At 52.3% G+C, this 25,383-nt stretch carries 25 protein-coding genes; 13 read left to right on the forward strand and 12 right to left on the reverse strand.

All coding sequences use genetic code 11. The features are described from left to right. Positions 1–121 precede the first annotated feature (121 nt). The 4 genes from FEK46_RS21190 to FEK46_RS21205 all read left to right on the forward strand — a co-directional run bounded on the left by FEK46_RS21190 (position 122) and on the right by FEK46_RS21205 (position 4,967). Positions 122–673, forward strand: coding sequence for an NAD(P)H nitroreductase (locus tag FEK46_RS21190; protein ID WP_130218825.1), 552 nt, complete (start codon positions 122–124; stop codon positions 671–673). 116 nt (positions 674–789) lie between these two features. Beyond that, entirely contained in the window at positions 790–1,833 is a 1,044-nt protein-coding gene (gene selD, locus FEK46_RS21195; protein ID WP_001295485.1) for a selenide, water dikinase SelD, read from the forward strand. 4 nt (positions 1,834–1,837) lie between these two features. Then, positions 1,838–3,799, forward strand: a complete 1,962-nt coding sequence (topB, locus tag FEK46_RS21200) for a DNA topoisomerase III (protein ID WP_135559508.1) — start codon at positions 1,838–1,840, stop codon at positions 3,797–3,799. Between the two features lie 127 nt (positions 3,800–3,926). After that, positions 3,927–4,967: a DUF1266 domain-containing protein gene (locus FEK46_RS21205; protein ID WP_135559509.1), complete on the forward strand. Its 1,041-nt coding sequence runs from the start codon at positions 3,927–3,929 to the stop codon at positions 4,965–4,967. Between the two features lie 116 nt (positions 4,968–5,083). On the opposite strand, the gene gdhA is transcribed toward FEK46_RS21205, so the two are convergent. Then, positions 5,084–6,427 (reverse strand): NADP-specific glutamate dehydrogenase, encoded by a 1,344-nt coding sequence (gene gdhA / locus FEK46_RS21210; RefSeq protein WP_130259869.1) that lies wholly within the window; start codon positions 6,425–6,427, stop codon positions 5,084–5,086. A 296-nt stretch (positions 6,428–6,723) separates the two neighbouring features. Here gdhA and FEK46_RS21215 point away from each other — a divergent pair, with 296 nt between their 5' ends. Further along, on the forward strand, positions 6,724–6,996 hold the full coding sequence (locus FEK46_RS21215) for a YnjH family protein (RefSeq protein WP_130208347.1): 273 nt from the start codon (positions 6,724–6,726) through the stop codon (positions 6,994–6,996). Here the strand turns inward: FEK46_RS21215 and FEK46_RS21220 are convergent. Next, positions 6,962–7,369 carry a pyrimidine (deoxy)nucleoside triphosphate diphosphatase gene (locus FEK46_RS21220; protein ID WP_135410024.1) on the reverse strand — a complete coding sequence of 136 codons (408 nt, stop codon included), beginning with the start codon at positions 7,367–7,369 and terminating at the stop codon, positions 6,962–6,964. The genes FEK46_RS21215 and FEK46_RS21220 overlap by 35 nt on opposite strands. An 87-nt stretch (positions 7,370–7,456) precedes the next feature. On the opposite strand from FEK46_RS21220, the gene FEK46_RS21225 reads away from it, so the two are divergent. Then, the gene (locus FEK46_RS21225; RefSeq protein ID WP_135406977.1) at positions 7,457–8,077 is read left to right on the forward strand and encodes a CDP-alcohol phosphatidyltransferase family protein; all 621 of its coding nucleotides are present in this window, start codon (positions 7,457–7,459) and stop codon (positions 8,075–8,077) included. A gap of 8 nt (positions 8,078–8,085) precedes the next feature. On the opposite strand, the gene ynjE is transcribed toward FEK46_RS21225, so the two are convergent. From ynjE to xthA, 9 genes are all read right to left on the reverse strand, one after another. Beyond that, on the reverse strand, positions 8,086–9,393 hold the full coding sequence (gene ynjE, locus FEK46_RS21230) for a thiosulfate sulfurtransferase YnjE (protein WP_135559510.1): 1,308 nt from the start codon (positions 9,391–9,393) through the stop codon (positions 8,086–8,088). Between the two features lie 66 nt (positions 9,394–9,459). After that, positions 9,460–10,113: an ATP-binding cassette domain-containing protein gene (locus FEK46_RS21235; RefSeq protein ID WP_130259865.1), complete on the reverse strand. Its 654-nt coding sequence runs from the start codon at positions 10,111–10,113 to the stop codon at positions 9,460–9,462. After that, entirely contained in the window at positions 10,113–11,648 is a 1,536-nt protein-coding gene (locus FEK46_RS21240; protein WP_135559511.1) for a thiamine ABC transporter permease, read from the reverse strand. The genes FEK46_RS21235 and FEK46_RS21240 overlap by 1 nt, the downstream gene beginning before the upstream one ends. Then, the gene (locus FEK46_RS21245; protein WP_135559531.1) at positions 11,621–12,787 is read right to left on the reverse strand and encodes an ABC transporter substrate-binding protein; all 1,167 of its coding nucleotides are present in this window, start codon (positions 12,785–12,787) and stop codon (positions 11,621–11,623) included. Before FEK46_RS21245 ends, FEK46_RS21240 begins: the two co-directional genes overlap by 28 nt. Before the next feature lie 9 nt (positions 12,788–12,796). Then, positions 12,797–13,345: a carboxymuconolactone decarboxylase family protein gene (locus tag FEK46_RS21250; RefSeq protein ID WP_130208335.1), complete on the reverse strand. Its 549-nt coding sequence runs from the start codon at positions 13,343–13,345 to the stop codon at positions 12,797–12,799. Continuing rightward, positions 13,345–14,052, reverse strand: coding sequence for a TVP38/TMEM64 family protein (locus FEK46_RS21255; protein WP_135559512.1), 708 nt, complete (start codon positions 14,050–14,052; stop codon positions 13,345–13,347). Before FEK46_RS21255 ends, FEK46_RS21250 begins: the two co-directional genes overlap by 1 nt. A gap of 14 nt (positions 14,053–14,066) precedes the next feature. Beyond that, complete coding sequence (gene ydjY, locus FEK46_RS21260) at positions 14,067–14,744, reverse strand: lipoprotein YdjY (RefSeq protein ID WP_135559513.1); 678 nt, start codon at positions 14,742–14,744, stop codon at positions 14,067–14,069. Positions 14,745–14,748: 4 nt separating this feature from the next. Further along, the gene (locus tag FEK46_RS21265) at positions 14,749–15,459 is read right to left on the reverse strand and encodes a TVP38/TMEM64 family protein (protein WP_135559514.1); all 711 of its coding nucleotides are present in this window, start codon (positions 15,457–15,459) and stop codon (positions 14,749–14,751) included. A 167-nt stretch (positions 15,460–15,626) separates the two neighbouring features. Further along, positions 15,627–16,433: an exodeoxyribonuclease III gene (xthA, locus tag FEK46_RS21270; RefSeq protein ID WP_135559515.1), complete on the reverse strand. Its 807-nt coding sequence runs from the start codon at positions 16,431–16,433 to the stop codon at positions 15,627–15,629. A gap of 445 nt (positions 16,434–16,878) precedes the next feature. Between xthA and astC the strand changes: the two genes are divergently transcribed. The 7 genes from astC (at position 16,879) to ves (ending at position 24,493) form a co-directional block, all read left to right on the forward strand. Next, on the forward strand, positions 16,879–18,099 hold the full coding sequence (gene astC / locus FEK46_RS21275; RefSeq protein WP_135559516.1) for a succinylornithine/acetylornithine transaminase: 1,221 nt from the start codon (positions 16,879–16,881) through the stop codon (positions 18,097–18,099). Next, positions 18,096–19,130, forward strand: a complete 1,035-nt coding sequence (gene astA, locus FEK46_RS21280; protein WP_130208322.1) for an arginine N-succinyltransferase — start codon at positions 18,096–18,098, stop codon at positions 19,128–19,130. Before astC ends, astA begins: the two co-directional genes overlap by 4 nt. Next, positions 19,127–20,605, forward strand: a complete 1,479-nt coding sequence (gene astD, locus FEK46_RS21285) for a succinylglutamate-semialdehyde dehydrogenase (RefSeq protein ID WP_135559517.1) — start codon at positions 19,127–19,129, stop codon at positions 20,603–20,605. Before astA ends, astD begins: the two co-directional genes overlap by 4 nt. Beyond that, positions 20,602–21,945, forward strand: a complete 1,344-nt coding sequence (gene astB, locus FEK46_RS21290) for an N-succinylarginine dihydrolase (RefSeq protein WP_130208318.1) — start codon at positions 20,602–20,604, stop codon at positions 21,943–21,945. The genes astD and astB overlap by 4 nt, the downstream gene beginning before the upstream one ends. After that, entirely contained in the window at positions 21,938–22,906 is a 969-nt protein-coding gene (gene astE, locus FEK46_RS21295) for a succinylglutamate desuccinylase (RefSeq protein ID WP_135559518.1), read from the forward strand. Before astB ends, astE begins: the two co-directional genes overlap by 8 nt. Positions 22,907–23,234: 328 nt before the next feature. Further along, entirely contained in the window at positions 23,235–23,720 is a 486-nt protein-coding gene (gene spy, locus FEK46_RS21300) for an ATP-independent periplasmic protein-refolding chaperone Spy (protein WP_130208314.1), read from the forward strand. A 197-nt stretch (positions 23,721–23,917) separates the two neighbouring features. Then, the gene (ves, locus tag FEK46_RS21305) at positions 23,918–24,493 is read left to right on the forward strand and encodes an environmental stress-induced protein Ves (RefSeq protein WP_131161167.1); all 576 of its coding nucleotides are present in this window, start codon (positions 23,918–23,920) and stop codon (positions 24,491–24,493) included. Here ves and cho read toward each other — a convergent pair. Beyond that, entirely contained in the window at positions 24,453–25,340 is an 888-nt protein-coding gene (gene cho, locus FEK46_RS21310; protein ID WP_135559519.1) for an excinuclease Cho, read from the reverse strand. The two genes, ves and cho, sit on opposite strands and share 41 nt — an antisense overlap. Positions 25,341–25,383: the final 43 nt, after the last annotated feature.

The raw sequence follows: 25,383 nt of genomic DNA on the forward strand, positions 1-25,383 counted from the left end.
ATAGATGTGGTTATCGTAATGACCCAACCGGCACTTGTCAGCAGGAATCGCGGACTGTGCTGTAACAAAATCCACTCTCGTGTTAATTTTGTGAATAAACATCATGACAGGAGTTAATCAAATGGATGCACTCGAACTATTGATCAACCGCCGAAGCGCCTCACGTCTGGCTGAACCTGCGCCGACTGGCGAACAACTGCAAAATATCCTGCGTGCCGGAATGCGTGCACCGGACCATAAGTCCATGCAACCGTGGCATTTTTTTGTGATTGAAGGGGAAGGCCGCGAACGTTTCAGTACCGTGCTGCAACAGGGGGCAATTGCTGCGGGTAGTGATGATAAAGCTATCGACAAAGCCCGTAATGCCCCGTTCCGTGCGCCGCTCATCATCACCGTGGTGGCGAAATGTGAAGAAAATCATAAAGTCCCGCGTTGGGAGCAGGAGATGTCAGCAGGTTGCGCTGTTATGGCGATGCAAATGGCGGCGGTTGCCCAGGGCTTTGGCGGCATCTGGCGTAGTGGCGGGTTAACCGAAAGTCCGGTGGTGCGCGAGGCGTTCGGTTGTCGGGAGCAGGATAAAATTGTCGGCTTTCTCTATCTCGGCACGCCGCAATTGAAAGCGTCAACGTCGATTAACGTTCCGGATCCGACGCCGTTTGTTACTTATTTTTGATAATTTTCGCAAAACTGTCTGGATTATGAGCAAAGGCGCAGGAATTCAGACACTCTCACTTATCACTTCACGGAATGAAGGTTACCATACCCGGATTGCATTGACAGGAGATGTCCATGAGCGAGAACTCGATTCGTTTGACCCAATACAGCCACGGAGCAGGTTGCGGCTGTAAAATTTCCCCAAAAGTGTTGGAAACCATTCTGCACAGCGAGCAGGCGAAGTTTGTTGATCCGAATTTGCTCGTGGGTAACGAAACCCGCGACGATGCGGCAGTATATGATCTTGGTAATGGCACCAGTGTCATCAGCACCACCGATTTCTTTATGCCGATCGTTGATAATCCTTTCGATTTTGGTCGCATTGCGGCGACTAACGCCATCAGCGATATCTTCGCGATGGGCGGCAAACCGATTATGGCCATTGCGATCCTTGGCTGGCCGATTAATAAACTTTCCCCGGAAATTGCCCGCGAAGTGACGGAAGGTGGACGCTATGCATGTCGTCAGGCGGGTATTGCGCTGGCTGGCGGTCACTCCATCGATGCGCCGGAGCCGATTTTTGGTCTGGCGGTTACGGGGATCGTACCGACCGAGCGAGTGAAGAAAAACAGCACCGCACAAGCCGGATGCAAACTGTTCCTGACGAAACCGCTGGGGATTGGCGTTCTCACCACGGCTGAGAAAAAATCACTGCTGAAACCGGAACATCAAGGACTGGCGACGGAAGTGATGTGCCGGATGAATATCGCAGGTGCGTCATTTGCCAACATTGAAGGCGTAAAAGCGATGACCGACGTCACCGGTTTTGGTCTGCTGGGCCATTTGAGTGAAATGTGCCAGGGGGCAGGCGTGCAGGCTCGCGTCGATTATGAAGCGATCCCGAAACTGCCGGGCGTGGAAGAGTACATTAAACTGGGCGCTGTGCCGGGTGGCACCGAACGCAACTTTGCCAGTTACGGCCATTTGATGGGCGAAATGCCGCGTGAAGTACGCGATCTGTTGTGCGATCCGCAAACTTCTGGTGGTCTGCTGCTGGCGGTTATGCCGGAAGCTGAAAATGAAGTCAAAGCTACCGCAGCCGAGTTTGGCATTGAACTGACGGCGATTGGCGAGCTGGTGCCTGCGCGTGGCGGTCGTGCCATGGTTGAGATCCGTTAATTCAATGCGGTTGTTTATAGCCGAAAAACCGAGTCTGGCACGCGCTATTGCTGATGTCCTGCCCAAACCGCACCGTAAAGGCGATGGCTTTATCGAGTGCGGCAATGGTCAGGTGGTGACCTGGTGTATCGGTCACCTGCTTGAGCAGGCGCAGCCAGACGTCTACGACAGCCGCTATGCGCGCTGGAATCTGGCGGATTTGCCGATTGTCCCGGAAAAGTGGCAACTGCAACCGCGCCCCTCCGTAACCAAACAACTTAACGTCATTAAACGCTTTCTGCATGAAGCCAGCGAAATTGTTCATGCCGGTGACCCGGATCGTGAAGGGCAATTGCTGGTGGATGAAGTGCTGGACTACCTGCAACTGGCACCGGAAAAGCGCCAGCAAGTTCAGCGTTGCTTGATCAACGACCTGAACCCGCAGGCGGTTGAGCGGGCGATCGATCGTCTTCGCTCCAATAGCGAGTTTGTACCGCTATGCGTTTCTGCACTGGCGCGAGCGCGTGCCGATTGGCTATTCGGTATCAATATGACCCGCGCGTATACCATTCTCGGTCGCAATGCTGGCTATCAGGGTGTGCTTTCTGTTGGGCGCGTACAGACTCCCGTTCTTGGGCTGGTGGTGCGGCGCGATGAAGAAATAGAAAACTTCGTGGCAAAAGATTTCTTTGAAGTCAAAGCGCACATTGTGACGCCTGCCGATGAACGATTTACCGCCATCTGGCAGCCGAGCGAAGCGTGCGAGCCGTACCAGGATGAAGAAGGGCGCTTATTGCATCGCCCGCTGGCGGAGCATGTGGTTAACCGCATCAGCGGTCAACCGGCTATTGTCACCAGCTATAACGATAAACGGGAATCAGAATCCGCGCCGCTGCCGTTTTCGCTTTCGGCGTTGCAGATTGAAGCGGCAAAACGCTTTGGTCTGAGTGCGCAGAACGTGCTTGATATCTGCCAGAAGCTATACGAAACGCACAAGCTAATCACTTATCCGCGTTCCGATTGTCGTTATTTGCCAGAAGAACATTTTGCCGGACGCCACGCGGTGATGAATGCCATCAGCGTTCATGCGCCGGGACTATTGCCGCAGCCGGCGGTTGACCCGAATTTACGCAACCGCTGCTGGGATGACAAAAAGGTCGATGCTCACCACGCCATTATCCCGACCGCGCGTAGTTCTGCCATCAACCTGACGGAGAACGAATCGAAGGTCTATAACCTGATTGCTCGTCAATACCTGATGCAGTTCTGCCCGGATGCGGTGTTCCGCAAGTGTGTTATCGAACTGGAAATAGCCAAAGGCAAATTTGTCGCTAAAGCCCGTTTTCTTGCCGAAGCAGGCTGGCGCACGCTGTTAGGCAGCAAAGAGCGCGATGAAGAAAACGACGGCACACCACTGCCTGTAGTCGCGAAAGGCGATGAGTTGCTGTGTGAAAAAGGTGAAGTGGTAGAGCGACAAACCCAGCCGCCACGTCATTTCACCGATGCGACCTTGCTCTCCGCGATGACCGGGATCGCGCGCTTTGTGCAGGACAAAGATCTGAAAAAGATCCTTCGTGCGACCGATGGTCTGGGGACAGAAGCAACGCGTGCCGGGATTATTGAACTGTTGTTCAAGCGTGGTTTCCTGACCAAAAAAGGGCGCTATATCCACTCCACCGACGCCGGAAAAGCGTTATTCCATTCGCTGCCAGAAATGGCTACGCGACCGGACATGACCGCGCACTGGGAATCGGTGCTGACGCAAATCAGCGAAAAGCAGTGTCGCTATCAGGACTTTATGCAGCCGCTGGTGGGGACGCTATATCAGCTAATTGATCAAGCCAAACGTACGCCGGTGCGGCAGTTTCGCGGCATAGTGGCTCCGGGCAGTGGTGGCAGTGCTGATAAGAAAAAGGCTGCTCCGCGTAAACGTAGTGCGAAAAAAAGTCCGCCAGCAGATGAAGCCGGAAGCGGGGCGATAGTGTAAGCGCGCGAGTTTTTCGCATCACACGAGTCATATTCTGAAATATCCAGCGGATCAAGAAAATTCGTTGGATATTTTTTTTGCATGGATAAAATTAGCGCCTCTAAAGTAAGCAATAACAGGGAATGTGATGAAAAAAGTTTTATTACAAAACCATCCTGGGAGTGAGACGTATTCTTTCAATGGCTGGGAAATATTTAATAGTAATTTCGAACGGATGATTAAAGAAAATAAGGTCATGCTGCTTTGTAAGTGGGGGTTTTATTTAACCTGTGTTGTCGCTGTAATGTTTGTATTCGCAGCTATAACATCCAACGGTTTGAATGAAAGAGGTCAGATTACCGCGGGATGCTCTTTTCTTTATCTATTAATTATGATGTGGCTCATTGTTCGGGCCGGTTTTAAAGCAAAAAAAGAACAACTTCATTATTATCAGGCTAAAGGTATTGAGCCGCTCAGTATCGAGAAATTACAGGCGCTACAATTGATCGCGCCTTATCGATTCTATCATAAGCAATGGTCTGAAACGCTGGAGTTCTGGCCGCGAAAGCCTGAATCTGGCAAAGATACCTTTCAATATAATGTACTTCCTTTTGACTCGATCGATATCATCGGTAAAAGACGCGAGTCTTTAGAGGATCAATGGGGTATCGAAGATAGCGAAAGTTATTGTGCCTTAATGGAGCATTTTCTTTCTGGCGACCATGGAGCCAATACCTTTAAAGCGAACATGGAGGAAGACCCAGAGCAGGTTATCACCTTGTTGAATAAATTTGCTGTTTTCCCCTCAGACTATATCTCTGATTGTGCTAATCATCACGCCGGTAAATCCTCGGCGAAGCTAATATGGGCGGCGGAATTATCATGGATGATCTCGATATCGAGCACAGCTTTTCAAAACGGGACAATTGAAGAAGAACTGGCCTGGCATTATATAATGCTTGCTTCTCGAAAGGCGCACGAGTTGTTCGAAAGCGAAGAAGATTATCAAAAAAATAGTCTAATGGGATTTCTGTACTGGCATATCTGCTGCTATCGCAGAAAGTTAACGGATGCTGAACTTGAAGCGTGTTATCGTTACGACAAGCTGTTTTGGGAGCACTACAGTAAGAAATGCCGTTGGCCCATCAGAAATGTTCCATGGGGAACATCATCCGTTAAATACTCATAAACGCCCGAAATTTTGCCTGAGGCGCTGCGCTTGCCCGGCCTACATTAGAGCGTAATTGCAATGAATTGTGCCCATTTGTAGGCCTGATAAGCGTAGCGCTATCAGGCATTTGCAACTTAAATCACACCCTGCGCCAGCATTGCATCGGCAACCTTCACAAAACCGGCAATGTTTGCGCCCTGTACGTAGTTGGTTTGCTCACCTTCACCACCATGCTCAACACAGGCATGGTGGATATCCAGCATGATGTGATGCAAACGGGCGTCAACTTTCTCGGCTTTCCAGCCCAGACGCGCAGCGTTTTGCGCCATCTCCAGGCCCGATGTCGCTACGCCGCCTGCGTTAGCCGCTTTACCCGGAGCAAACAGTACGCCTGCCTGCTGGAACAGTTCAGTCGCTTCGATGGTGGTTGGCATATTTGCCCCTTCGGCGACGGCTTTAACACCATTGGCAATAAGCTGATGCGCAGCGTCTACATCCAGTTCGTTCTGGGTGGCGCAAGGCAGGGCGATATCAACCGGCACAGACCACGGCTGTTGGCCTTCGAGATAGACCAGACCAAACTCTTTGGCGTAATCGGCAACGCGACCATCGCGGCTGGCTTTGATTTCGATAAGACGCGCCAGTTTCTCTTTTGTGAATCCACTTTCATCAACCACTGTGCCGCTGGAGTCTGATGCCGTGACCACGCGAGCGCCAAATTCCATCGCTTTTTCGATAGCATACTGTGCAACGTTGCCGGAGCCAGAAACGGAAACGCGCATTCCTTCAAAACCCATACCGTGGCGTTTTAGCATCGCTTCAGTGAAATAAACCAGACCGTAACCGGTGGCTTCCGGGCGAATAAGACTGCCGCCAAAAGAAAGACCCTTACCGGTGAAGACGCAGGCGGTATTGTTAGACAGCTTTTTCATCATCCCTGCCATAAAGCCAACTTCACGACCTCCAACGCCGATATCACCTGCCGGAACGTCGGTATCCGCGCCCAGGTGGCGATACAGTTCAGTCATCAGTGCCTGGCAGAAACGCATCACTTCGCCTTCGCTTTTCCCTTTCGGGTCGAAATCGCTGCCACCTTTACCACCGCCCATCGGCAGGGTAGTCAGGGCATTTTTGAAGGTTTGCTCGAAGCCGAGGAATTTGAGAATTGAGAGGTTAACTGACGGGTGGAAACGCATACCGCCTTTGTACGGACCGATGGCGGAGCTGAACTGGACGCGCCATGCTCGGTTGACCTGCACCTGGTTGCGATCGTCAACCCATACCACGCGAAACTGGATCACGCGCTCCGGTTCAACCAGGCGCTCCAGTAATGACATCTGGCGATATTGGGGATTTTGTTCAAGAAAAGGCCAGAGAGTAGTCATTACTTCACGAACGGCCTGCGCGAACTCGGTTTGATTCGGGTCGCGCTTTTGTACATGGTTGAGGAATGACTCCAGAGAATATGTCTGATCCATAGATATAAAACCCTTATATATTAAGACGATTGTGCGTATGTTGTTTGTTTTGCAGTTTTCGACTATACCATCAAGAATGTGACGGTAAGCAAGTAAAAAATGGCACCGGAAAGCAAATTAATAATGTGAGGAATTTATAAACGCCGCCTAATGTCGGATACATCTTCTTCGGCCTACCAAAATGGGGACATTTGGTGGATAAGGCATTCACGTCGCATCCGGCAACCAGACGCTAAAGTTTTCCCGCCAGGTTACCGTTATCAGTAGCAGAGACAACGAAATATAAGGAGTTTCTTGTGAATCGAGCATTGCTCGCCGTAGCGTTGGTATTCCCGTTTTTTGCGCTGGCTAATCAGCATTATCGTCCGGATGTGCAGGTAAATGTGCCGCCGGAAGTGTTTAGTTCTGGTGGGCAGTCAGCGCAGCCCTGTAACCAGTGCTGCGTTTATCAGGATCAAAACTATTCCGAAGGGGCAGTGATTAAAGCCGAGGGAATACTGCTGCAATGCCAGCGGGATGATAAAACTATTAGCACTAATCCGCTGGTCTGGCGGCGCGTAAAGCCATAAACGCCTTTAATAGTGGAATGTCAGCAGGGGCCAGCGGATATTGCATCGCCTCTTCAGGTGAGCACCAGACCAAAGCCTGATGCTCATGTGCCTGTAACGTCCTGTGGAAGTCGGGTACGTGCCAGGCATGAAGATTGATAATACGCCCTGAAACTTCCCGCTGGTGGCTGGCTACATATTTCCCGATGATAGCATCGATACCGAGCTCTTCACGCAGCTCGCGTATCAGCGCCTGCGGCTGGCTTTCCCCTGGTTCGACTTTACCACCAGCAAATTCCCATAATCCCGCTTGATCGCTATGCGCAGGGCGTTGCGCGATTAAAATTTTGCCATCCCGTTCGATAATGGCGGCAACAACATCAATCATTTCCATAAATTACACACGGTCGAATACAGGAAAAATGCCATAATATCCGCAGTGTTGCCCGAGCTGAAGGGTTTTATTTCTTAAGGAGTACCCGTGTTAGACCGCCATCTTCATCCCCGAATTAAGCCTTTGTTGCATCAGTGCGTGCGGGTTCTGGATAAACCTGGCATTACACCTGATGGTTTAACGTTAGTGGGATTTGCCATCGGCGTGCTGGCGCTGCCGTTTCTGGCACTGGGCTGGTATTTGGCGGCGCTGATTGCCATTTTACTGAACAGGTTGCTTGATGGTCTGGACGGTGCGCTGGCACGACGTCGAGGGTTAACCGACGCGGGGGGCTTTCTCGATATTTCGTTGGATTTCCTTTTTTACGCGCTGGTGCCGTTCGGGTTTATTCTCGCCGCACCGGAACAAAATGCGCTGGCGGGCGGCTGGCTGCTGTTTGCGTTTATCGGCACGGGCAGCAGTTTTCTCGCATTTGCTGCACTGGCGGCGAAACATCAGATTGATAATCCCGGTTATGCGCACAAATCGTTTTACTATCTGGGCGGGTTAACAGAAGGCAGCGAGACGATTTTGCTGTTTGTTTTAAGTTGTCTCTTTCCGGAATATTTCCCGTGGTTTGCATGGATATTTGGCGCGCTTTGTTGGATGACAACATTTACGCGGATTTGGAGTGGATATCTGACGCTGAAGTCGCTTCAGCGTCAGTAATTGCCGTGTTATTGGCTACTGTCCGGGCCGCGTTCACCGGTTGCTACCGGATTTTTTGGATCGCTGCTCCATTCGTACCAGCCACCGTCATAAACGGAGACGTTATTCCAGCCCATGGCGCGTGCGTACATAAAGGTTTCAGACGCGCGCCAGCCGGTGCCGCAGTAGAATGAAACTTGCTGATCTGGTTTGATATTCCACGCTTTCCACATAGCGGCAATATCATCGGCGCTGCGCATGGTGCCATCCGGGTTATGGAAATCTTCCATATGGGTCGAGTCGCTGCCTGCGTGTCCCCAACGTGCCCCGGCTATTTCACCTTTTGGTTTAATGTAGCTGTAACCGCTGGTCGTACCGATAAATTCTGGCCACGAACGAATGCTCACCAGCGATGCATCCTGGCGATGCAGCAGCCCGCGAGCCTGCTCCATATCAAGCATCAGTTGTGGTTGCGCAGGGATCTTCACGCCGAAGTCTGGTTCCGCTTTCACTTTCGGAGGCGTACCGCGCTCAACGGGCAGACCTGCGTCGGACCAGGTTTGCCAACCGCCGTCCAGAAGGCGGACATCTTTCACGCCAGCGTAGAGCATAATTTGCGCCACGCGCGCTGCGGCGTAAACATCACGCCCGTACAGAATGACCGTGGTGTCATGCCGAATGCCGTGTTTTGCCAGCATCGCTTTTAGTTGTTCATCAGAAACTTTGTTCCACAGCGGTTCGCTTTCGACTTCATCAGTATTGATGTAATCGGCTCCAGGAATATGGCTGATAAGGTAAAGCTTAGGTGCGCCCCAGGCCGCTTCGATCACTTTCCAGTCACCCGCAGGTTTCGCCGTAACTTCTTTACCTTGTTGCAGGTCATGCAGCCACTGCGGATATACCAGCTGTTCAAAGTGAGGCAGTTTTTGCAGTCGGGAAGGTTCGCTTAGTGCATCACTCAAGATAGAGATATGCGTAAAGCCTGCTTTTTGTAGTCGCGTTTTGACGGCATCGACATCTTTGTCATTACCGTACAGCGCCACCGGGGCATCCGTTTTCAGGTTATGTAGCTTGATCCACTCGTTGAGCTGCTCAGTGCTCATTTTGTCGAGCCAGCTTGCAGAAAGGTTTAAGGCGGCAGGTTCATGACCGGAAGGGCCATTTAGGGTTTGTGGCCAGCCGTTATAAAACGCGCTGGGGCGAGTATCAATCGCTTTGCCATTTTGTTGTTGAAGCTGGTCAAGTGTAAGAGGCTTCGCCAGTTCAGCGGCCCACGAAGAAGCGCAAGCCAGCCCTAAAGCCATTGCCAGCGCGGTCATTTGAGAAACACGTTTCATCGAAAATCCCGACATTGTAGTTTTGAGTGCGCCATTCTGAACTGACACATCGGGGAAAACTTTGCGTTACCGCAGTTTGTTGTAATTTTCTGACCACTGCGTCATATCCAGAACGGGACTATCGGCAGGAACATCCTGAAGATCGTGGGTTACCTGAACGACGGGGATTGCCAGCTCGCGAACTTCATTGAATACCCACTGACGAAAATTATCGCGCAGAGCTACGTCAAGACGGCTGAACGGTTCATCAAGCAATAATGCCTTTGGCTGTGCGAGAAGGGCGCGCAGCAGGGCCACCCGCGCTCGCTGACCGCCTGATAATGTCGCAGGATCCTGGTGATAAGTTTCAGCCAGTCCCGCTCGCTCAAGCGCGTCTTTCACGGCATTGCGCCTGTCAGTCCCCTTGAGCGTCGACGGTAGCGCCAGCAGTAAATTTTGTCCGACGCTGAACTGGTCAAATAACAGTGCATCCTGGAAAAGAATGCCAATCTGACGCCGGGCGGTGGGCAGGGTATCGATACGTTGATCATTGAGCCATAGCTCACCTGTACAAGAAAATTGCCCGGCCAGCGCACCAATCATCCATGAAAACAGCGTAGATTTACCGCAGCCTGAGGGACCCATTAACGTGACAATGTCACCTTTATTGACTGTAAAGTTAACGTTTGTCAGCAAGCGGCTTTCTGGTAAACGTAGCGAAACATTTTTCACGCAGAGCATTAGCGGAGTCCTTGTCTGACATAACCTACCCATTTTGCGACTAACGCGGTCAGGGCAAAAATAATAAGCGGCAATAGCAGTTGCCATAAAGCCTGGGCGGCGAGAATACCGTTGCTGCCGCCGCTGCTTAGTGCCACCGCTTCGGTGGTGAGCGTCGAGAAACGTCCGGCTCCCAGCCACAGCGTTGGCATATACTGCGCAATACTGACTGAAAATCCGACAGCGAAGGCAATCAGCGCAGGGCGTAACATCAGCGGACATTTCACGTAAAAGAAGATTTTGACACGCGACCAGCCCAGTGTTTGCGCAATCAAAATTAACCGTGAATCAATGCGCTGCCAGGCGGGTTGCAGGATAAACAACATCCACGGAATTACCCACAGCAGATGCCCCCACACCACCGCCGTCCAGCTACCATCCAGGTTGAGCCATAGCACCAGCGTGTACTGGCCTGCCACCAGTGGCAAGGCGGGTAATAATATGGGCAACCATAGCCACAACTGGCGACGTTGTGGCCCCCATTCCAGCCACAGCAGCAACAGAACCAAAGCGATGAGTGTCGCCACCAGTCCCATTGTCAGGCTATTGAGCAGCGCCTCGTGATTGATCGTTGATTGATCCGCGAGGATCGCCAGCAGAATCACACACAGCACGCCAGTTAAGGGTAACAACTTCGCCAGCATCTTCCCTGGCAATAAAGGCGTGGATGGCATGCGAATGCCATCTTCCCGGGGGAGCGTGCATCGCCAGGCGCGCCATAGCAGATAACCAAGCAAAACGTAGGCGGCGAGTAACAGCATCAGCAGCAGGCTGGCAAGTGCGCCTTTCGTTTGTTGATCGGCGTCGCCCTGGGTTAACCACTGCCAGCTAATTACCGCCAGCGTCGGTGGATTACCAGGCCCAAGAATAATCGCTACATCCACGACCGAAAGCGACCAGGCGACAATCGCCAGCATCGCCATTGCCAGCGCAGGCGCGACGGAAGGCAACAACAACCAGTTCAGACATTGCCAGCGGCTGTAGCCCAGCGAATCCAGTACAATAACTTGCTGCACCAGGCGTTTTTCACTCAGTGCTGCCGATAAGATCCACAGCAGAAATGCGCTTTCTTTCACCGCAAGGGTGAGGCCCAGACCGATACCCAATTTGTCCATCGGCGGAATGAGAAAAGGGAAAAACTGATAAACCAGGCCGCCGTCAGCAAACAGCAGCAGGGCGCTGGTGGCAAAAGCCACGTGGGGGATGGCGAGTAGCCACGGCAGACGGGCGCACATACGCTGCCATTTCGGCCCAGGCCATAGCGCTACTATCACCAGCAGGGCAATAAACAAAGCGCCGACCACCGCGATGGTTGTCGACACCAGCGTTGCCAGTAATGCCTGTGGTAGCTGCGGATCGGCAAATAACATCTGCCAGTGCGTCAGCGACATGGCAGGTGTTATCAGCGTGAAAGCCGACGGAACCAGCGGTGCGTAAATCACCGCCATCACCACCCACAGCAAAAAAATTAATGCGTACCGTAACGGCGTAGCCATTCTTGTTCCAGCGCATTTACCCAACCAGCATGCGGTTCCGCCAGTACCGGCGGCAGATTCTGCGGCATTCTTGATTGCAATGTTTCACGCTGCCCGGCAGGTAGTTTTTGCGGATCGAGAACCGAAGGATCGCCCCAGACAGCGGGATCCGCTTTACGCAGTTGTGCTTCAGGTGACAACAGGAAGTTGGCGACGACTTTTGCCGCAGCACTGGCAGTTGCGTTGGCTGGAATGGTGACGAAATGCACGTTGCCAATCATTCCCTCGCTAAAGCCAAAGCTGTAACTGCTGGTGGGTAAATCGCCGCTGGATATTTTTTGCTGCGCATGTGCGGGGTTAAAGGTCAGCGACAGGCGCAATGTGCCGGCTTTCAGCAGAGCATCCATCCGCGCGGGCGAAGGCGGGAAATCCTTTCCTTCGCGCCACAAATACGGATGCAGCGCATCAAGATATTGCCACAATGGCGCAGTGACGCGGGCGAAAGTGGCATCGTCCGGCGCTTTTTTTAATGCAGCGGGATCGGGCGTCAGCATAATCAGCAGCTGTTCAAGAAACGCGGTGCCGGTAAAGTCCGGTGGGCGCGGATAGGTAACCGTACCAGGGGTGGCTTTGGCAAATTCCAGCAAGGATTGTGGCGTTTTCGGTGGCTGTGGTGTCTGATCGCGTCGGGCGATAAATGTCAGCTGTGCGCCGCCCCAGGGCGATTCCGCACCTTGTGTCGGCACAGAAAAATCTTCCCGCACTGGCAGCTGTGTGTCGATATAGCGCCAGTTGGGTAGCGTTTCCGCCCAGTCAGTTTGCAGTAAATTAGCCTCTTTTAAGGTACGGAAGTTTTCGCCGTTCACCCAGAGCAGATCCACCGAGCCGCCCGTTTTACGTCCAGCAGTGGCTTCTGTCTGAATGCGCTTCACCGCGTCTGCGGCATCCGCCAGACGAACAATCTTCAGGTTTATAGCGTAATGCGTTTTCATCTCGCCGCTAACCCAGTCGAGATAGCGATTAATCGCGGTGTCGCCGCCCCAGGCGTTAAACCAGACGGTTTGCCCTTTGGCCTCATTTTTAATTTCCTGCCAGTCACTGGCATGTGTTGCCAAAGAAAACAGCGATAACAATCCCAGCAACCATACACAATGGCGCATCATCTCTCCTTAAGAACGTTTGTCAGGAATACGGCACAGCCCCTGAGCGGGAATGTCCATGGCAGAATTAAAACGGGCTGACAGATTTTGCAAGCCGATCAATGCCGTCAGCTCGGTGAGCGCCTGGGCGTCAAAATGCGTAGTCAGTCGGGTGCGCAGGGCATCATCGACCGTTGGCGGCGTAACGCTTGCCGCTTCGGCGTATTCCAGCGCCAGCCGTTCTTCGTCGCTGAAGAGCGGGCTTTGTCGCCAGTCAGCTACCGCCAGCAATTTATCGGTGCTGCCGGTACGCTCGGCGACTTTCATACTGGTGATATCCACGCAAAACTCACACAGACACATTTGCGCGATACGCGCGCTGACAAGCGATCGCACTACTGGATCGAGCGGTGAGCGTTTGCGCTCCAGCCAGCCAACAAACATCGACACCAGATAAAAGATAAACGGGATCCGACCCCACCAGCGGATGGGGCTTAGCACCTCGCCGTAATGGCGACGATGCAGCCACGCCTGTGGACGTAAAATTAAAGGGATTTTGCTAAGCGGTGGTAACCCCATCAGGCATTCCTCTTCTGGCGCTCAAGCCATATTTTCTTCGCCATAAAAATCACCACGGTCAGGGCAAACAGAATAAACAGTCCGGTGACAAACCAGAAAGTACCGCCTGTTAACATGCTGCCCGCCCAGGAATAAACAATAGTCGCTGGTAACTGACCGAGCCCGGTGGCGATAAAAAACGAGCGAAAACGTATTGAAGTCAAACCGGCAGCATAGCTGATTGGATCGAAAGGGACAAAAGGCAATAACCGACATACCAGGATGGTGTGTTTGCCGTAGCGAGTGAAAAAGCCGTCCATGCTGTCGAGTACCGTTGTACCGGTTAACTTTTCCACCACTTCGCGGCCCATCACTCTGGCGATAAAAAAGCACAGCGCCGCGCCTACCATCGAACTGGTCCACGACAGCAAGCCGCCCCAGAACGCGCCAAACAGCGACGCATTGGCAAAGGTGATCAAAAACGCAGGTAGCGGTGCAGCAATGGCCTGTAAAATCATCAACAAGAACGAGACAACTGCCGCTAGTGCGCCGTAAGACTGAATAAAGCGTTCTATACCCTGTTGGTCCACGGCGGCAAACGCCGCAACGCTGCGATTGATAAACTCATGGACGCCGGGAAGCAGCGCCCATGCCAGCAGCATCGCGAACAACAGGATGATGAAGGTTATGCGGTAGTACCAGATTTTACGCGATTGCATTTTCATCATCCTTTATCCTGGTTTTATTCGGCAATTTTAAAGGTAACCGTTGCCAGCGTGTTATCTGCCGGGAGAACCGAGGCATTGCCTTTGAATTTCACTTCGCTGCGTTTTTCCACCGCACCATAAGTGTATGTCGCATTGCTGACAATACCGACCGGGCAACTATCCAGACATACCAGGCAGCCCGTTTTTTTCTCTTCTGCTGCCGTTAAATTACCGCCAAAGCGCATGTCCAGTTTCTTGCCATTACTGTCAACAATCACGTCATCGAAGGAATACGCTTTTGCCGCCCCTTGCCAGTTAACTGAAATATCCAGTTTGCTGCCTGTGACATGAGTCGTTTCTTTATTATCCATCGTCATGTTTTCGCCCGGCATACCACCTGCCTCTTTCAGGGCTTCATAAAATGCTTTCGGCGTGGCATAACCCATAAACAGCGATTTATGTCCGTTGGAGCCATCTTTAAACACAATACCGTGGCGGGTATCGTCGGTGAGGAAACGCCCATTAATTTGTACCAGCATGGTTACCGTATGGTTATTTGCATCGACACGCAGCGACTGGCTGTCCGAAAGCCCGTCGTATTCCACTTTTGCCGCCGTATTCTCTTTTTGATCACAGCCACTAAGCCCCGCAACGGCCAGTAAACACAGCGCAGCCAGTCCTTTTTTCCATGACACTGAATAATGTTGCAACATCGTTCTATCCTTCATTTTTTGTGTGAGTAAGTGGGCTGCGGCGCAAAGCAGACAGATCCACATGTTTGTGTCGGGCGTAGAGTTTGGCGAGCTGGACGAGAATAAACAGCGCCAGGCCCGCCAGACAGAGTTGTAAAATAAAGCGCAGCGTAATGCCTTCACTGGCAAGATCGCTGGCCATCACGGTATAAATCACTATTCCAGGCAGAGTGGTTAATGCCGAAATAAGGGTATAAGGCCAGAAGGCGATGGCGGTTAATCCGTAAGCGTAATTTTGAATATTGTATGGAAATAGCGGGATTAAGCGGGTCAGAATAAGAAAATCGATACCGTTACGCGTAATGCCTTTTTCAATAGCCTGAAAAGTGTGGCAATGACCGACGTATTTCAACAGTAAATCACGCCCCAGAAAGCGCGCCAACAGGAATGAGCACGACGAGGCCAGCGTGGCGGCAATTAACGAAAGTAGCGTTCCTGTTAGCGGGCCAAAAACTATTCCTCCAGCGATCACCAGTACGCTGCCCGGTAGCAGAAAGAGGGTGGCGATGATGAATAACAGAATATAGAGGCTATAACCGAACAATCCGCTCTGGCGAATAAGTGTCTGTAAGTGGGGTAAATCGGTGAGTAGATCGAATAAACCGAAAGCATGGATAGCGTAAATTATCAGCGCAAAAAACAGACAGGCAAAAAGAAATTTACGCTCAGCGTTCATCGTGGAGTTTCCTATATCAAACTTGATAATAGAGAAGTGGTCAGACAACTAAAAAACGCAGTGACGGTATAACAAAGGACGGCGGGCAACAAATCATTACTGACAGTTTGTTGATTTTTCTCAAGGTTAATTCTCCTGACCCAGTGCGAGCCAGGAGAACGGAGAAATTAGCGGCGGAAGGTGGCCCAGACAGGTGCGTGATCTGACGGTTTTTCCATACTGCGGATTTCATAGTCGATACCGGTTTCTACGCAGCATTCGGCCAGTGGCTGGCTGGCAAGCAGCAGGTCGATACGCAGACCACGGTTATCGTCAAAACCTTTTGAGCGGTAATCAAACCACGAGAAGCGATCTGCCGTTTCTGGGTTCGCATGGCGGAAGGTATCGACCAGCCCCCAACTTATCAGCCTGTTCATCCATTCGCGTTCTTCCGGCAGGAAAGAACATTTACCAGTACGCAGCCAGCGTTTACGGTTCTCTTCGCCAATGCCGATATCCAGGTCGGTGGGGCTGATATTCATATCGCCCATAATCAGCACCGGATTATCACGTTTGAGTTCGGTTTCCAGGTAGTTTTGCAGGTTCTGGTAAAACTGTGCTTTAGCCGGGAATTTTATGGGATGGTCGCGGCTTTCGCCCTGCGGGAAGTAGCCGTTGATCACGGTGACATTGCCTAGCGGTGAGGGGATTTCCGCCATAATAATCCGCCGTTGTGCCTCTTCGCCGTCGCCTGGGAAGCCACGACGCACGGCAATCGGCGTCTCTTTGGTCAACAGCGCCACGCCGTAATGGCCTTTCTGCCCGTGATAAAACACGTTGTAGCCGAGCTTTGCCACATCTTCGAGCGGAAACATATCATCATGAACTTTTGTCTCCTGCAGGCCAATCACATCAGGCTGGTGCTTGTCGACGATAGCTTCAAGCTGGTGTGGTCTGGCGCGCAGGCCGTTGATATTAAAAGAGACAAATTTCATAGTCGCTGCCATTTATTCTGATAATGAGTGCGTGGATGTTAGCAGAAATTCGTCTGACTTACTGCCTGTTGTTAAGTGATTTGATCGATGGTTGTTAATGATGTCAACGATGGCGCAGAAAATGCCCGCTTTTGGTGCGGGTTGCGTCAGAATGGCGCAGTAATTTCCAGTAAATTTCGCCAATGATCACAATTCCAGAATTATATTTTACTTCTGCATAACATTGCGTTTTTTATTCTAATTATTCATCCACATGGCAAACATATTCACTTTATATGCACTTAAGGTGCATATTGTTCGGTTGTAACTCATTGATTTCCAGTTGGTGACCGTCATTTATGCACTTTCCCCCCTGGCTGGCATGAACCCTGCAATCTACATTTACAGCGCAAACATTACTTATTATTAACATATAAATAACGAATTATTTACTGTGGAGGTCGCTATGTCTCAGCCAATTACGCGTGAAAACTTTGATGAATGGATGATACCTGTTTACGCTCCGGCACCGTTTATACCGGTACGTGGCGAAGGTTCGCGCTTGTGGGATCAGCTGGGGAAAGAGTATATCGACTTCGCGGGTGGCATTGCGGTAAACGCATTGGGTCATGCGCATCCGGAACTGCGCGAGGCGCTGAACGAACAGGCGAGTAAGTTCTGGCATACCGGCAACGGTTACACCAACGAACCGGTACTGCGACTGGCGAAAAAATTGATCGACGCCACGTTTGCCGATCGCGTCTTCTTTTGTAACTCCGGCGCGGAAGCCAACGAAGCGGCGCTAAAACTGGCGCGTAAATTCGCCCACGACCGCTACGGCAGCCATAAGAGCGGCATCGTGGCGTTTAAAAATGCGTTTCACGGGCGCACGCTGTTTACCGTCAGCGCAGGTGGGCAGCCAGCCTATTCACAGGATTTTGCGCCACTGCCACCGGATATTCGTCATGCTGCATATAACGATATTAACTCTGCCAGCGCGCGGATTGACGACTCTACCTGTGCGGTGATTGTCGAGCCCATCCAGGGGGAAGGCGGTGTGGTACCCGCCAGCAACGCGTTTTTACAAGGTCTGCGTGAATTGTGTGACCGCCACAATGCGTTACTGATTTTTGATGAAGTACAAACGGGCGTCGGGCGCACCGGGGAACTGTATGCCTATATGCACTACGGCGTGACGCCCGATCTGTTAACCACCGCCAAAGCGCTGGGCGGCGGTTTCCCCGTTGGCGCTCTGTTGGCAACCGAAGAATGCGCCAGCGTGATGACCGTTGGCACCCACGGCACCACCTATGGCGGCAATCCGCTGGCCTCGGCGGTGGCAGGCAAAGTGCTGGATCTCATCAACACGCCAGAAATGCTTAACGGGGTTAAACAGCGTCACGACTGGTTTGTTGAGCGTCTTCATACCATTAATCACCGCTGCGGTTTGTTCAGTGAAATTCGCGGCTTAGGTCTGCTGATTGGCTGTGTGCTGAATGCCGATTACGCCGGGCAAGCGAAACAGATCTCTCAGGAAGCGGCGAAAGCGGGCGTGATGGTACTGATTGCGGGTGGCAACGTGGTGCGTTTTGCGCCTGCACTGAATGTCAGCGAAGAAGAGGTGACGACCGGCCTGGATCGTTTTGCTGCGGCCTGCGAACACTTTGTTAGCCGAGGTTCATCATGATGGTCATCCGTCCCGTTGAGCGCTCAGATGTCTCGGCGCTGATGCAGCTTGCCAGCAAAACGGGCGGCGGCCTGACGTCGCTTCCTGCCAATGAAGCCACGCTTTCGGCACGTATCGAAAGGGCAATCAAAACCTGGCAGGGCGAACTGCCCAAAAGCGAGCAGGGCTATGTGTTTGTGCTGGAAGAGAGTGAAACAGGTACTGTGGCGGGAATTTGCGCCATAGAGGTGGCAGTTGGGCTGAACGATCCCTGGTACAACTATCGCGTCGGCACGCTGGTTCACGCCTCAAAAGAGCTGAATGTCTATAACGCGTTGCCGACGCTGTTTCTTAGTAACGATCACACCGGTAGCAGCGAGCTGTGTACGCTGTTTCTCGACCCGGACTGGCGCAAAGAGGGCAACGGCTATTTGCTGTCGAAATCGCGCTTTATGTTTATGGCGGCCTTTCGCGACAAGTTTAACGACAAAGTGGTCGCCGAAATGCGCGGGGTGATTGACGAACACGGCTATTCGCCGTTCTGGCAAAGCCTCGGTAAGCGCTTCTTTTCGATGGATTTTAGCCGCGCAGATTTTCTCTGCGGCACCGGGCAAAAGGCGTTTATTGCGGAACTGATGCCGAAACATCCGATCTATACGGACTTTTTATCCCAGGAAGCCCAGGACGTCATCGGTCAGGTTCATCCGCAAACTGCGCCCGCGCGGGCGGTGCTGGAAAAAGAGGGCTTTCGCTACCGCAACTATATCGACATTTTCGACGGCGGGCCGACGCTGGAGTGTGACATTGACCGCGTTCGCGCTATCCGCAAAAGTCGGCTGGTGGAAGTAGCGGAAGGACAACCTGCACAGGGAGATTTTCCGGCTTGCCTGGTCGCCAATGAAAATTATCACCATTTCCGCGTGTTGCTGGTGCGAGCCGATCCGGCGACCGAACGTTTGATTTTAACCGCCGCACAACTGGATGCCCTCAAATGCCACGCCGGGGATCGCGTTCGTCTGGTGCGCCTGTGTGCAGAGGAGAAAACAGCATGACTTTATGGATCAACGGTGACTGGGTGACGGGCCAGGGCGCACTGCGCGTGAAGCGTAATCCGGTATCGGGCGAGGTGTTATGGCAGGGCAACGATGCTGATGCTGCTCAGGTTGAGCAGGCTTGTCGGGCCGCTCGTGCAGCGTTTCCGCGTTGGGCGCGGCTCTCTTTTGGCGATCGTCAGGTAAGAGTTGAACGATTTGCTGCACTGCTGGAAAGCAACAAAGCCGAATTAACGGCGATTATTGCCAGAGAAACCGGCAAACCGCGTTGGGAAGCGGCAACCGAAGTGACGGCGATGATCAATAAGATCGCGATATCAATCAAGGCGTATCACGCTCGCACGGGAGAGCAGCGTAGTGAAATGCCGGATGGAGCGGCGAGCTTGCGGCATCGTCCACATGGCGTGCTGGCGGTGTTTGGACCGTACAATTTCCCCGGGCATCTGCCTAACGGGCATATCGTTCCGGCACTGCTGGCAGGTAACACGATAATCTTTAAACCCAGCGAACTAACCCCCTGGAGCGGCGAGGCAGTCATGCGTTTATGGCAGCAGGCAGGCTTGCCGTCGGGCGTGCTGAACCTGGTGCAAGGTGGGCGCGAAACCGGTCAGGCACTCAGTGCGCTGGAGGATCTCGACGGCTTGCTGTTTACCGGCAGCGCCAATACCGGCTACCAGTTACATCGCCAGCTTTCCGGTCAGCCGGAAAAAATTCTTGCCCTCGAAATGGGCGGCAATAACCCGCTGATTATTGATGACGTGGTGGATATCGACGCCGCTGTCCATCTGACTATCCAGTCGGCATTTGTCACTGCCGGGCAACGCTGCACCTGCGCCCGCCGTTTATTGGTGAAAAGCGGGGCGCAGGGCGATGCGTTTCTTGCTCGCCTTGTTGCCGTTAGCCAGCGGTTAACGCCGGGGAAATGGGATGACGAACCGCAGCCGTTTATTGGTGGGCTGATTTCTGAACAGGCCGCACAGCAGGTTGTTACTGCCTGGCAGGAACTGGAAGCATTGGGCGGGCAAACGCTGCTTGCGCCACGTTTGCTACAAGCGGGAACATCGCTGCTGACGCCGGGGATCGTTGAAATGACGGGTGTTTCAGGCGTGCAGGATGAAGAAGTGTTTGGGCCGCTACTTCGCGTTTGGCGTTATGACACTTTTGATGGGGCGATAAAGATGGCGAATAACACCCGCTTTGGCCTCTCTTGTGGGCTGGTTTCCCCAAAACGGGAAAAGTTCGAGCAACTATTACTGGAAGCGCGGGCAGGAATTGTTAACTGGAACAAACCGCTTACCGGAGCCGCCAGTACAGCACCATTCGGCGGCATTGGCGCTTCCGGCAACCATCGCCCCAGCGCCTGGTATGCGGCGGATTATTGTGCCTGGCCGATGGCGAGCCTGGAGTCGGACTCGTTAACGTTGCCCACAATGCTTAACCCCGGGCTTGATTTTTCTGATGAGGTGGCGCGATGAATGCCTGGGAAGTCAATTTCGATGGATTGGTGGGGCTGACGCACCATTACGCTGGCCTGTCGTTTGGTAATGAAGCCTCCACCAGTCACCGTTTTCAGGTATCGAATCCACGACTGGCGGCGAAGCAAGGCTTACTGAAAATGAAAGCCCTTGCCGATGCGGGATTTCCCCAGGCGGTGATCCCGCCGCACGAGCGTCCGTTTATTCCGGTGCTGCGTCAGTTGGGATTCAGCGGCAGCGATGAGCAGGTACTGGAAAAGGTTGCCCGCCAGGCACCACACTGGCTTTCCAGCGTCAGTTCAGCATCGCCAATGTGGGTAGCTAATGCGGCCACGGTAGCGCCATCCGCCGATACGCTGGATGGCAAAGTACATTTCACGGTCGCCAACCTGAACAATAAATTTCACCGTTCGCTGGAAGCCCCCGTCACCGAATCGCTGTTAAACGCCATTTTTAACGATAAAGAGAAATTCACCATTCATTCGGCGTTGCCACAGGTGGCGATGCTCGGTGACGAAGGGGCGGCAAACCACAATCGCCTCGGCGGTCATTACGGCGAACCGGGCATGCAGATTTTTGTTTACGGGCGAGAAGAGGGTAACGGTACGCGGCCTTCCCGATATCCGGCGCGGCAGACCCGCGAAGCCAGCGAGGCGGTAGCCAGGCTGAATCAGGTTAATCCGCAGCAGGTGATTTTCGCCCAGCAAAACCCGGACGTTATCGACCAGGGCGTTTTTCATAATGACGTGATTGCCGTGAGTAACCGTCAGGTGCTGTTTTGCCATCAACAGGCGTTCGCTCGCCAGGCGCAATTACTGGCAAACCTGCGTTCGCGGGTCAACGGCTTTATGGCGATAGAAGTACCGACGTCGCAGGTTTCCGTTCCGGATGCTGTCTCGACCTATCTGTTTAACAGCCAGTTGTTGAGTCGCGATGATGGTTCGATGATGCTGGTGCTGCCACAGGAGTGTCGGGAACACGCCGGAGTATGGCGTTATCTCAATGAACTCCTTGCTGCGGATAACCCGATAAGCTCACTAAAAGTTTTTGATTTGCGCGAAAGCATGGCGAACGGCGGAGGCCCTGCGTGCCTGCGTTTGCGCGTTGTGTTGACGGATGAAGAACGTCAGGCGGTGAATCCGGCGGTGATGATGAACGATACGCTGTTTAATGCGCTCAATGACTGGGTGGATCGTTACTACCGCGATCGTCTGAGTGCTGCCGATCTGGCCGACCCGCAATTGCTGCGCGAAGGGCGGGAAGCACTGGATGCGTTGACTCAATTATTGAATCTCGGTTCGGTTTATCCGTTCCAGCGTGAGGGAGGGGAGAATGGATAATTTTCTCACTCTGACATTAGAGGGTAAAAAACCTGTCATCACCGAGAGAGAAATCAACGGTATTCGCTGGCGCTGGCTGGGGGATGGCGTGCTGGAACTGACGCCATTAATCCCACCGCAAGGCGCGTTGGTAATTTCGGCGGGGATCCACGGTAATGAAACGGCGCCTGTAGAAATGCTGGACGCCTTACTTGGCGCAATTTATCACGGTGAAATTAAGTTACGCTGGCGCTTGTTGGCAATCCTCGGAAATCCCCCTGCGCTCAAGCAAGGAAAGCGCTATTGCCATAGCGATATGAACCGGATGTTTGGCGGACGCTGGCAGCAATTTGCCGAAAGCAGCGAAACCTGCCGCGCCCGCGAGCTGGAACAGTGCCTGGAAGATTTTTATCAGCAGGGGAAGGAGTCATTTCGCTGGCATCTTGATCTGCATACAGCCATCCGCGGCTCGTACCACCAGCGGTTTGGTGTTTTACCGCAACGAGAAATTCCCTGGGACGAAAGTTTTCTGACATGGCTGGGCGCGGCAGGGCTAGAGGCGTTGGTATTTCATCAGGCGCCCGGCGGCACGTTTACCCATTTCAGCTGCCAACATTTTGGCGCACTGGCGTGTACGCTGGAGCTAGGCAAAGCACTGCCGTTTGGGCAAAACGATCTTCGTCAGTTTGCGCCAACCACCAATGCAATTGCTGCGCTGTTAGCAGGGGCAAGTGTCGGTATAGAGAGAAAACTGCCCCAGCGTTACCGGGTGGTTTCGCAGATTACCCGTCACACTGCTGCCTTCGAGTTGCATATGGCGAGCGAGACGCTGAATTTCACGCCGTTTAAGAAAGGAACGTTATTGGCGCAGGATGATGAGGAACGTTTTACCGTGACTCATGATATTGAATATGTGCTATTCCCCAATCCATTGGTGGCGTTGGGATTACGCGCGGGATTAATGCTGGAAAAAATAACCTAGCACTTGCCCGCAGAAAGGTTTCTGCGGGTATTTAATAACGACTTTCGGAATAATACGGATTAATCCTGGATGTTTGCTTTATTTATCGCCATTTATCAGGTATAGTCCTTCATAATTTCTGCAAAATCATTGTCTTGTAATATTTATTCATCACTTTCCTTCAATTTTTCTTTTTTTCTCCATAATTGGCGAAAAAATGTTTTTTATACTTTCATTGATTTACCGTTGCTCTGATTAATTGACGCTAAACTCAGTAAAGTTAATCTCGTCAACACGGCACGTTACTTAAGAAAGCCGTAACAAATAACTGAAAGGAAGGATATAGAATATGCGTAAATTAACTGCACTGTTTGTTGCCTCTACCCTGGCTCTTGGCGCGGCTAACCTGGCCCACGCCGCTGACACCACTACCGCAGCACCGGCTGACGCGAAGCCGATGATGCACCATAAAGGCAAGTTCGGTCCGCATCAGGACATGATGTTCAAAGACCTGAACCTGACCGACGCGCAGAAACAGCAGATTCGTGAAATCATGAAAGGCCAGCGTGACCAGATGAAACGTCCGCCGCTGGAAGAACGCCGCGCAATGCATGACATCATCGCCAGCGATACTTTCGACAAAGCAAAAGCTGAAGCGCAGATTGCTAAAATGGAAGAACAGCGCAAAGCTAACATGCTGGCGCATATGGAAACCCAGAACAAGATTTACAACATCCTGACGCCGGAGCAGAAAAAGCAATTTAATGCTAATTTTGAGAAGCGTCTGACAGAACGCCCAGCGGGAAAAGGTAAAATGCCTGCAACTGCTGAATAATCTTTCAGCCAAAAAACTTAAGACCGCCGGTCTTGTCCACTACCTTGCTGTAAGGCGGTGGACAGGATCGGCGGTTTTCTTTTATGCGCCTGTGCCTGTCATTTTTGCGAAAACGTTAAGGTAAATCATACGAGTTGCCGATAACAATCCACGGTTGCCTGAGCGATAACAATGAAAAGAGCATGCCCGGAGCGAGTATGGAATACTTTGATATGCGTAAAATGTCGGTGAACCTGTGGCGAAACGCTGCCGGTGAAACTCGTGAGATCTGTAGTTTTCCCCCTGCGAAACGTGATTTTTACTGGCGTGCCAGCATTGCGTCCATTGCGGCCAATGGTGAATTTTCTTTATTTCCTGGGATGGAAAGAAGTGTGACGCTGCTGGAAGGCGGTGAGATGCTTCTTGAAAGCGCAGACCGTTTTAGCCATACCTTAAAGCCGTTACAGCCTTTTGCTTTTGCGGCGGACCAGGTGGTAAAAGCGAAACTGACGGAAGGGCTGATGTCGATGGATTTCAACATTATGACGCGCCTGGATGCCTGTAAGGCGAAAGTCAGAATTGCCGATCGCACGTTCACCACTTTTGGCTCACGCGGCGGGGTGGTGTTTGTGATTAGCGGGGCATGGCAACTGGGCGAAAAATTGTTAACCACCGACCAGGGCGCGTGCTGGTACGATGGCAAACACACCCTGCGGCTTTTGCAACCGCAAGGCAAACTGCTGTTCAGTGAAATTAACTGGCTTGCAGGCCATTCACCGGATCAAGTTCAGTAATTTCATAGCGACTGGAAAGTAGTGGTTTACAAAGAATTTTATAACCATCGTGATCGAATCCGGCAGGCGTACGGATCAACGTTGCCGCCTCTTCCAGCGAATTAACTGCCCCCAGCCACAGCCAGTTATGAATAATATGGTATTGGGTCATTTCCGGGTGCTGTTCTTTCAACGCAACCGCCCCTTGCCACGGCCAGCAGATCACCCGCAAACGTTCCAGCGACTGGAGCAGACGTTGAGCATGATCTTCATGGCTCTCTTTTCCGCAGCATGCTCCGGCGCAACGTTTTAGCGCCGACCGAAAGCAAGCACGACCGCGGTTTAACGGTTCCAGCCCGAGCAGGCCATAACAGAGCTTTTGTTCATCGGCGATCGTCTGTAATGCCTGTAATGCCGAGCGGCGATTGGCAAACAGGCCAAACAGGTTTGGCGCAGTAGAAAAATCCACGTCTTTGGCGTACACCACATCCACGCGTTTTTCATTCAGTTGCAGGGCGCAGAGCTGACGATTGCGGCGCAACCGTTTATTAAACAAAGGCTGTTGCTCTTTGATTAGACGTGCTTCAAGGAGCAGAGCGCCGATTTCGCCCGCGGTACATATCCAGCTAATGCGGCGGGATTGTCGCAGCATGGCCGCTTCATCCGGGGTACGTAAATGGGAAAGGACGCGGCTGCGGATGTTAACGCTTTTGCCGATATAGAGCGGCATAGTGTTACTTTCGCCATGAAACAGATACACACCGGGTCGGGTGGGTAAGTCAGTAAGAAATGAACGTAAATGTTCGGGATATTCATAAATTGCCGCCGCTTCAAATTCGAGCCGCGGGGAAGTTAAACGCCGTACCACTGTTTACTCCGAGCGCTGGTCATTTATCCAGTATAGCGGGTGG

It is taken from the genome of Escherichia sp. E4736 (assembly GCF_005781225.1).
Classification (GTDB): Bacteria; Pseudomonadota; Gammaproteobacteria; order Enterobacterales; family Enterobacteriaceae; genus Escherichia.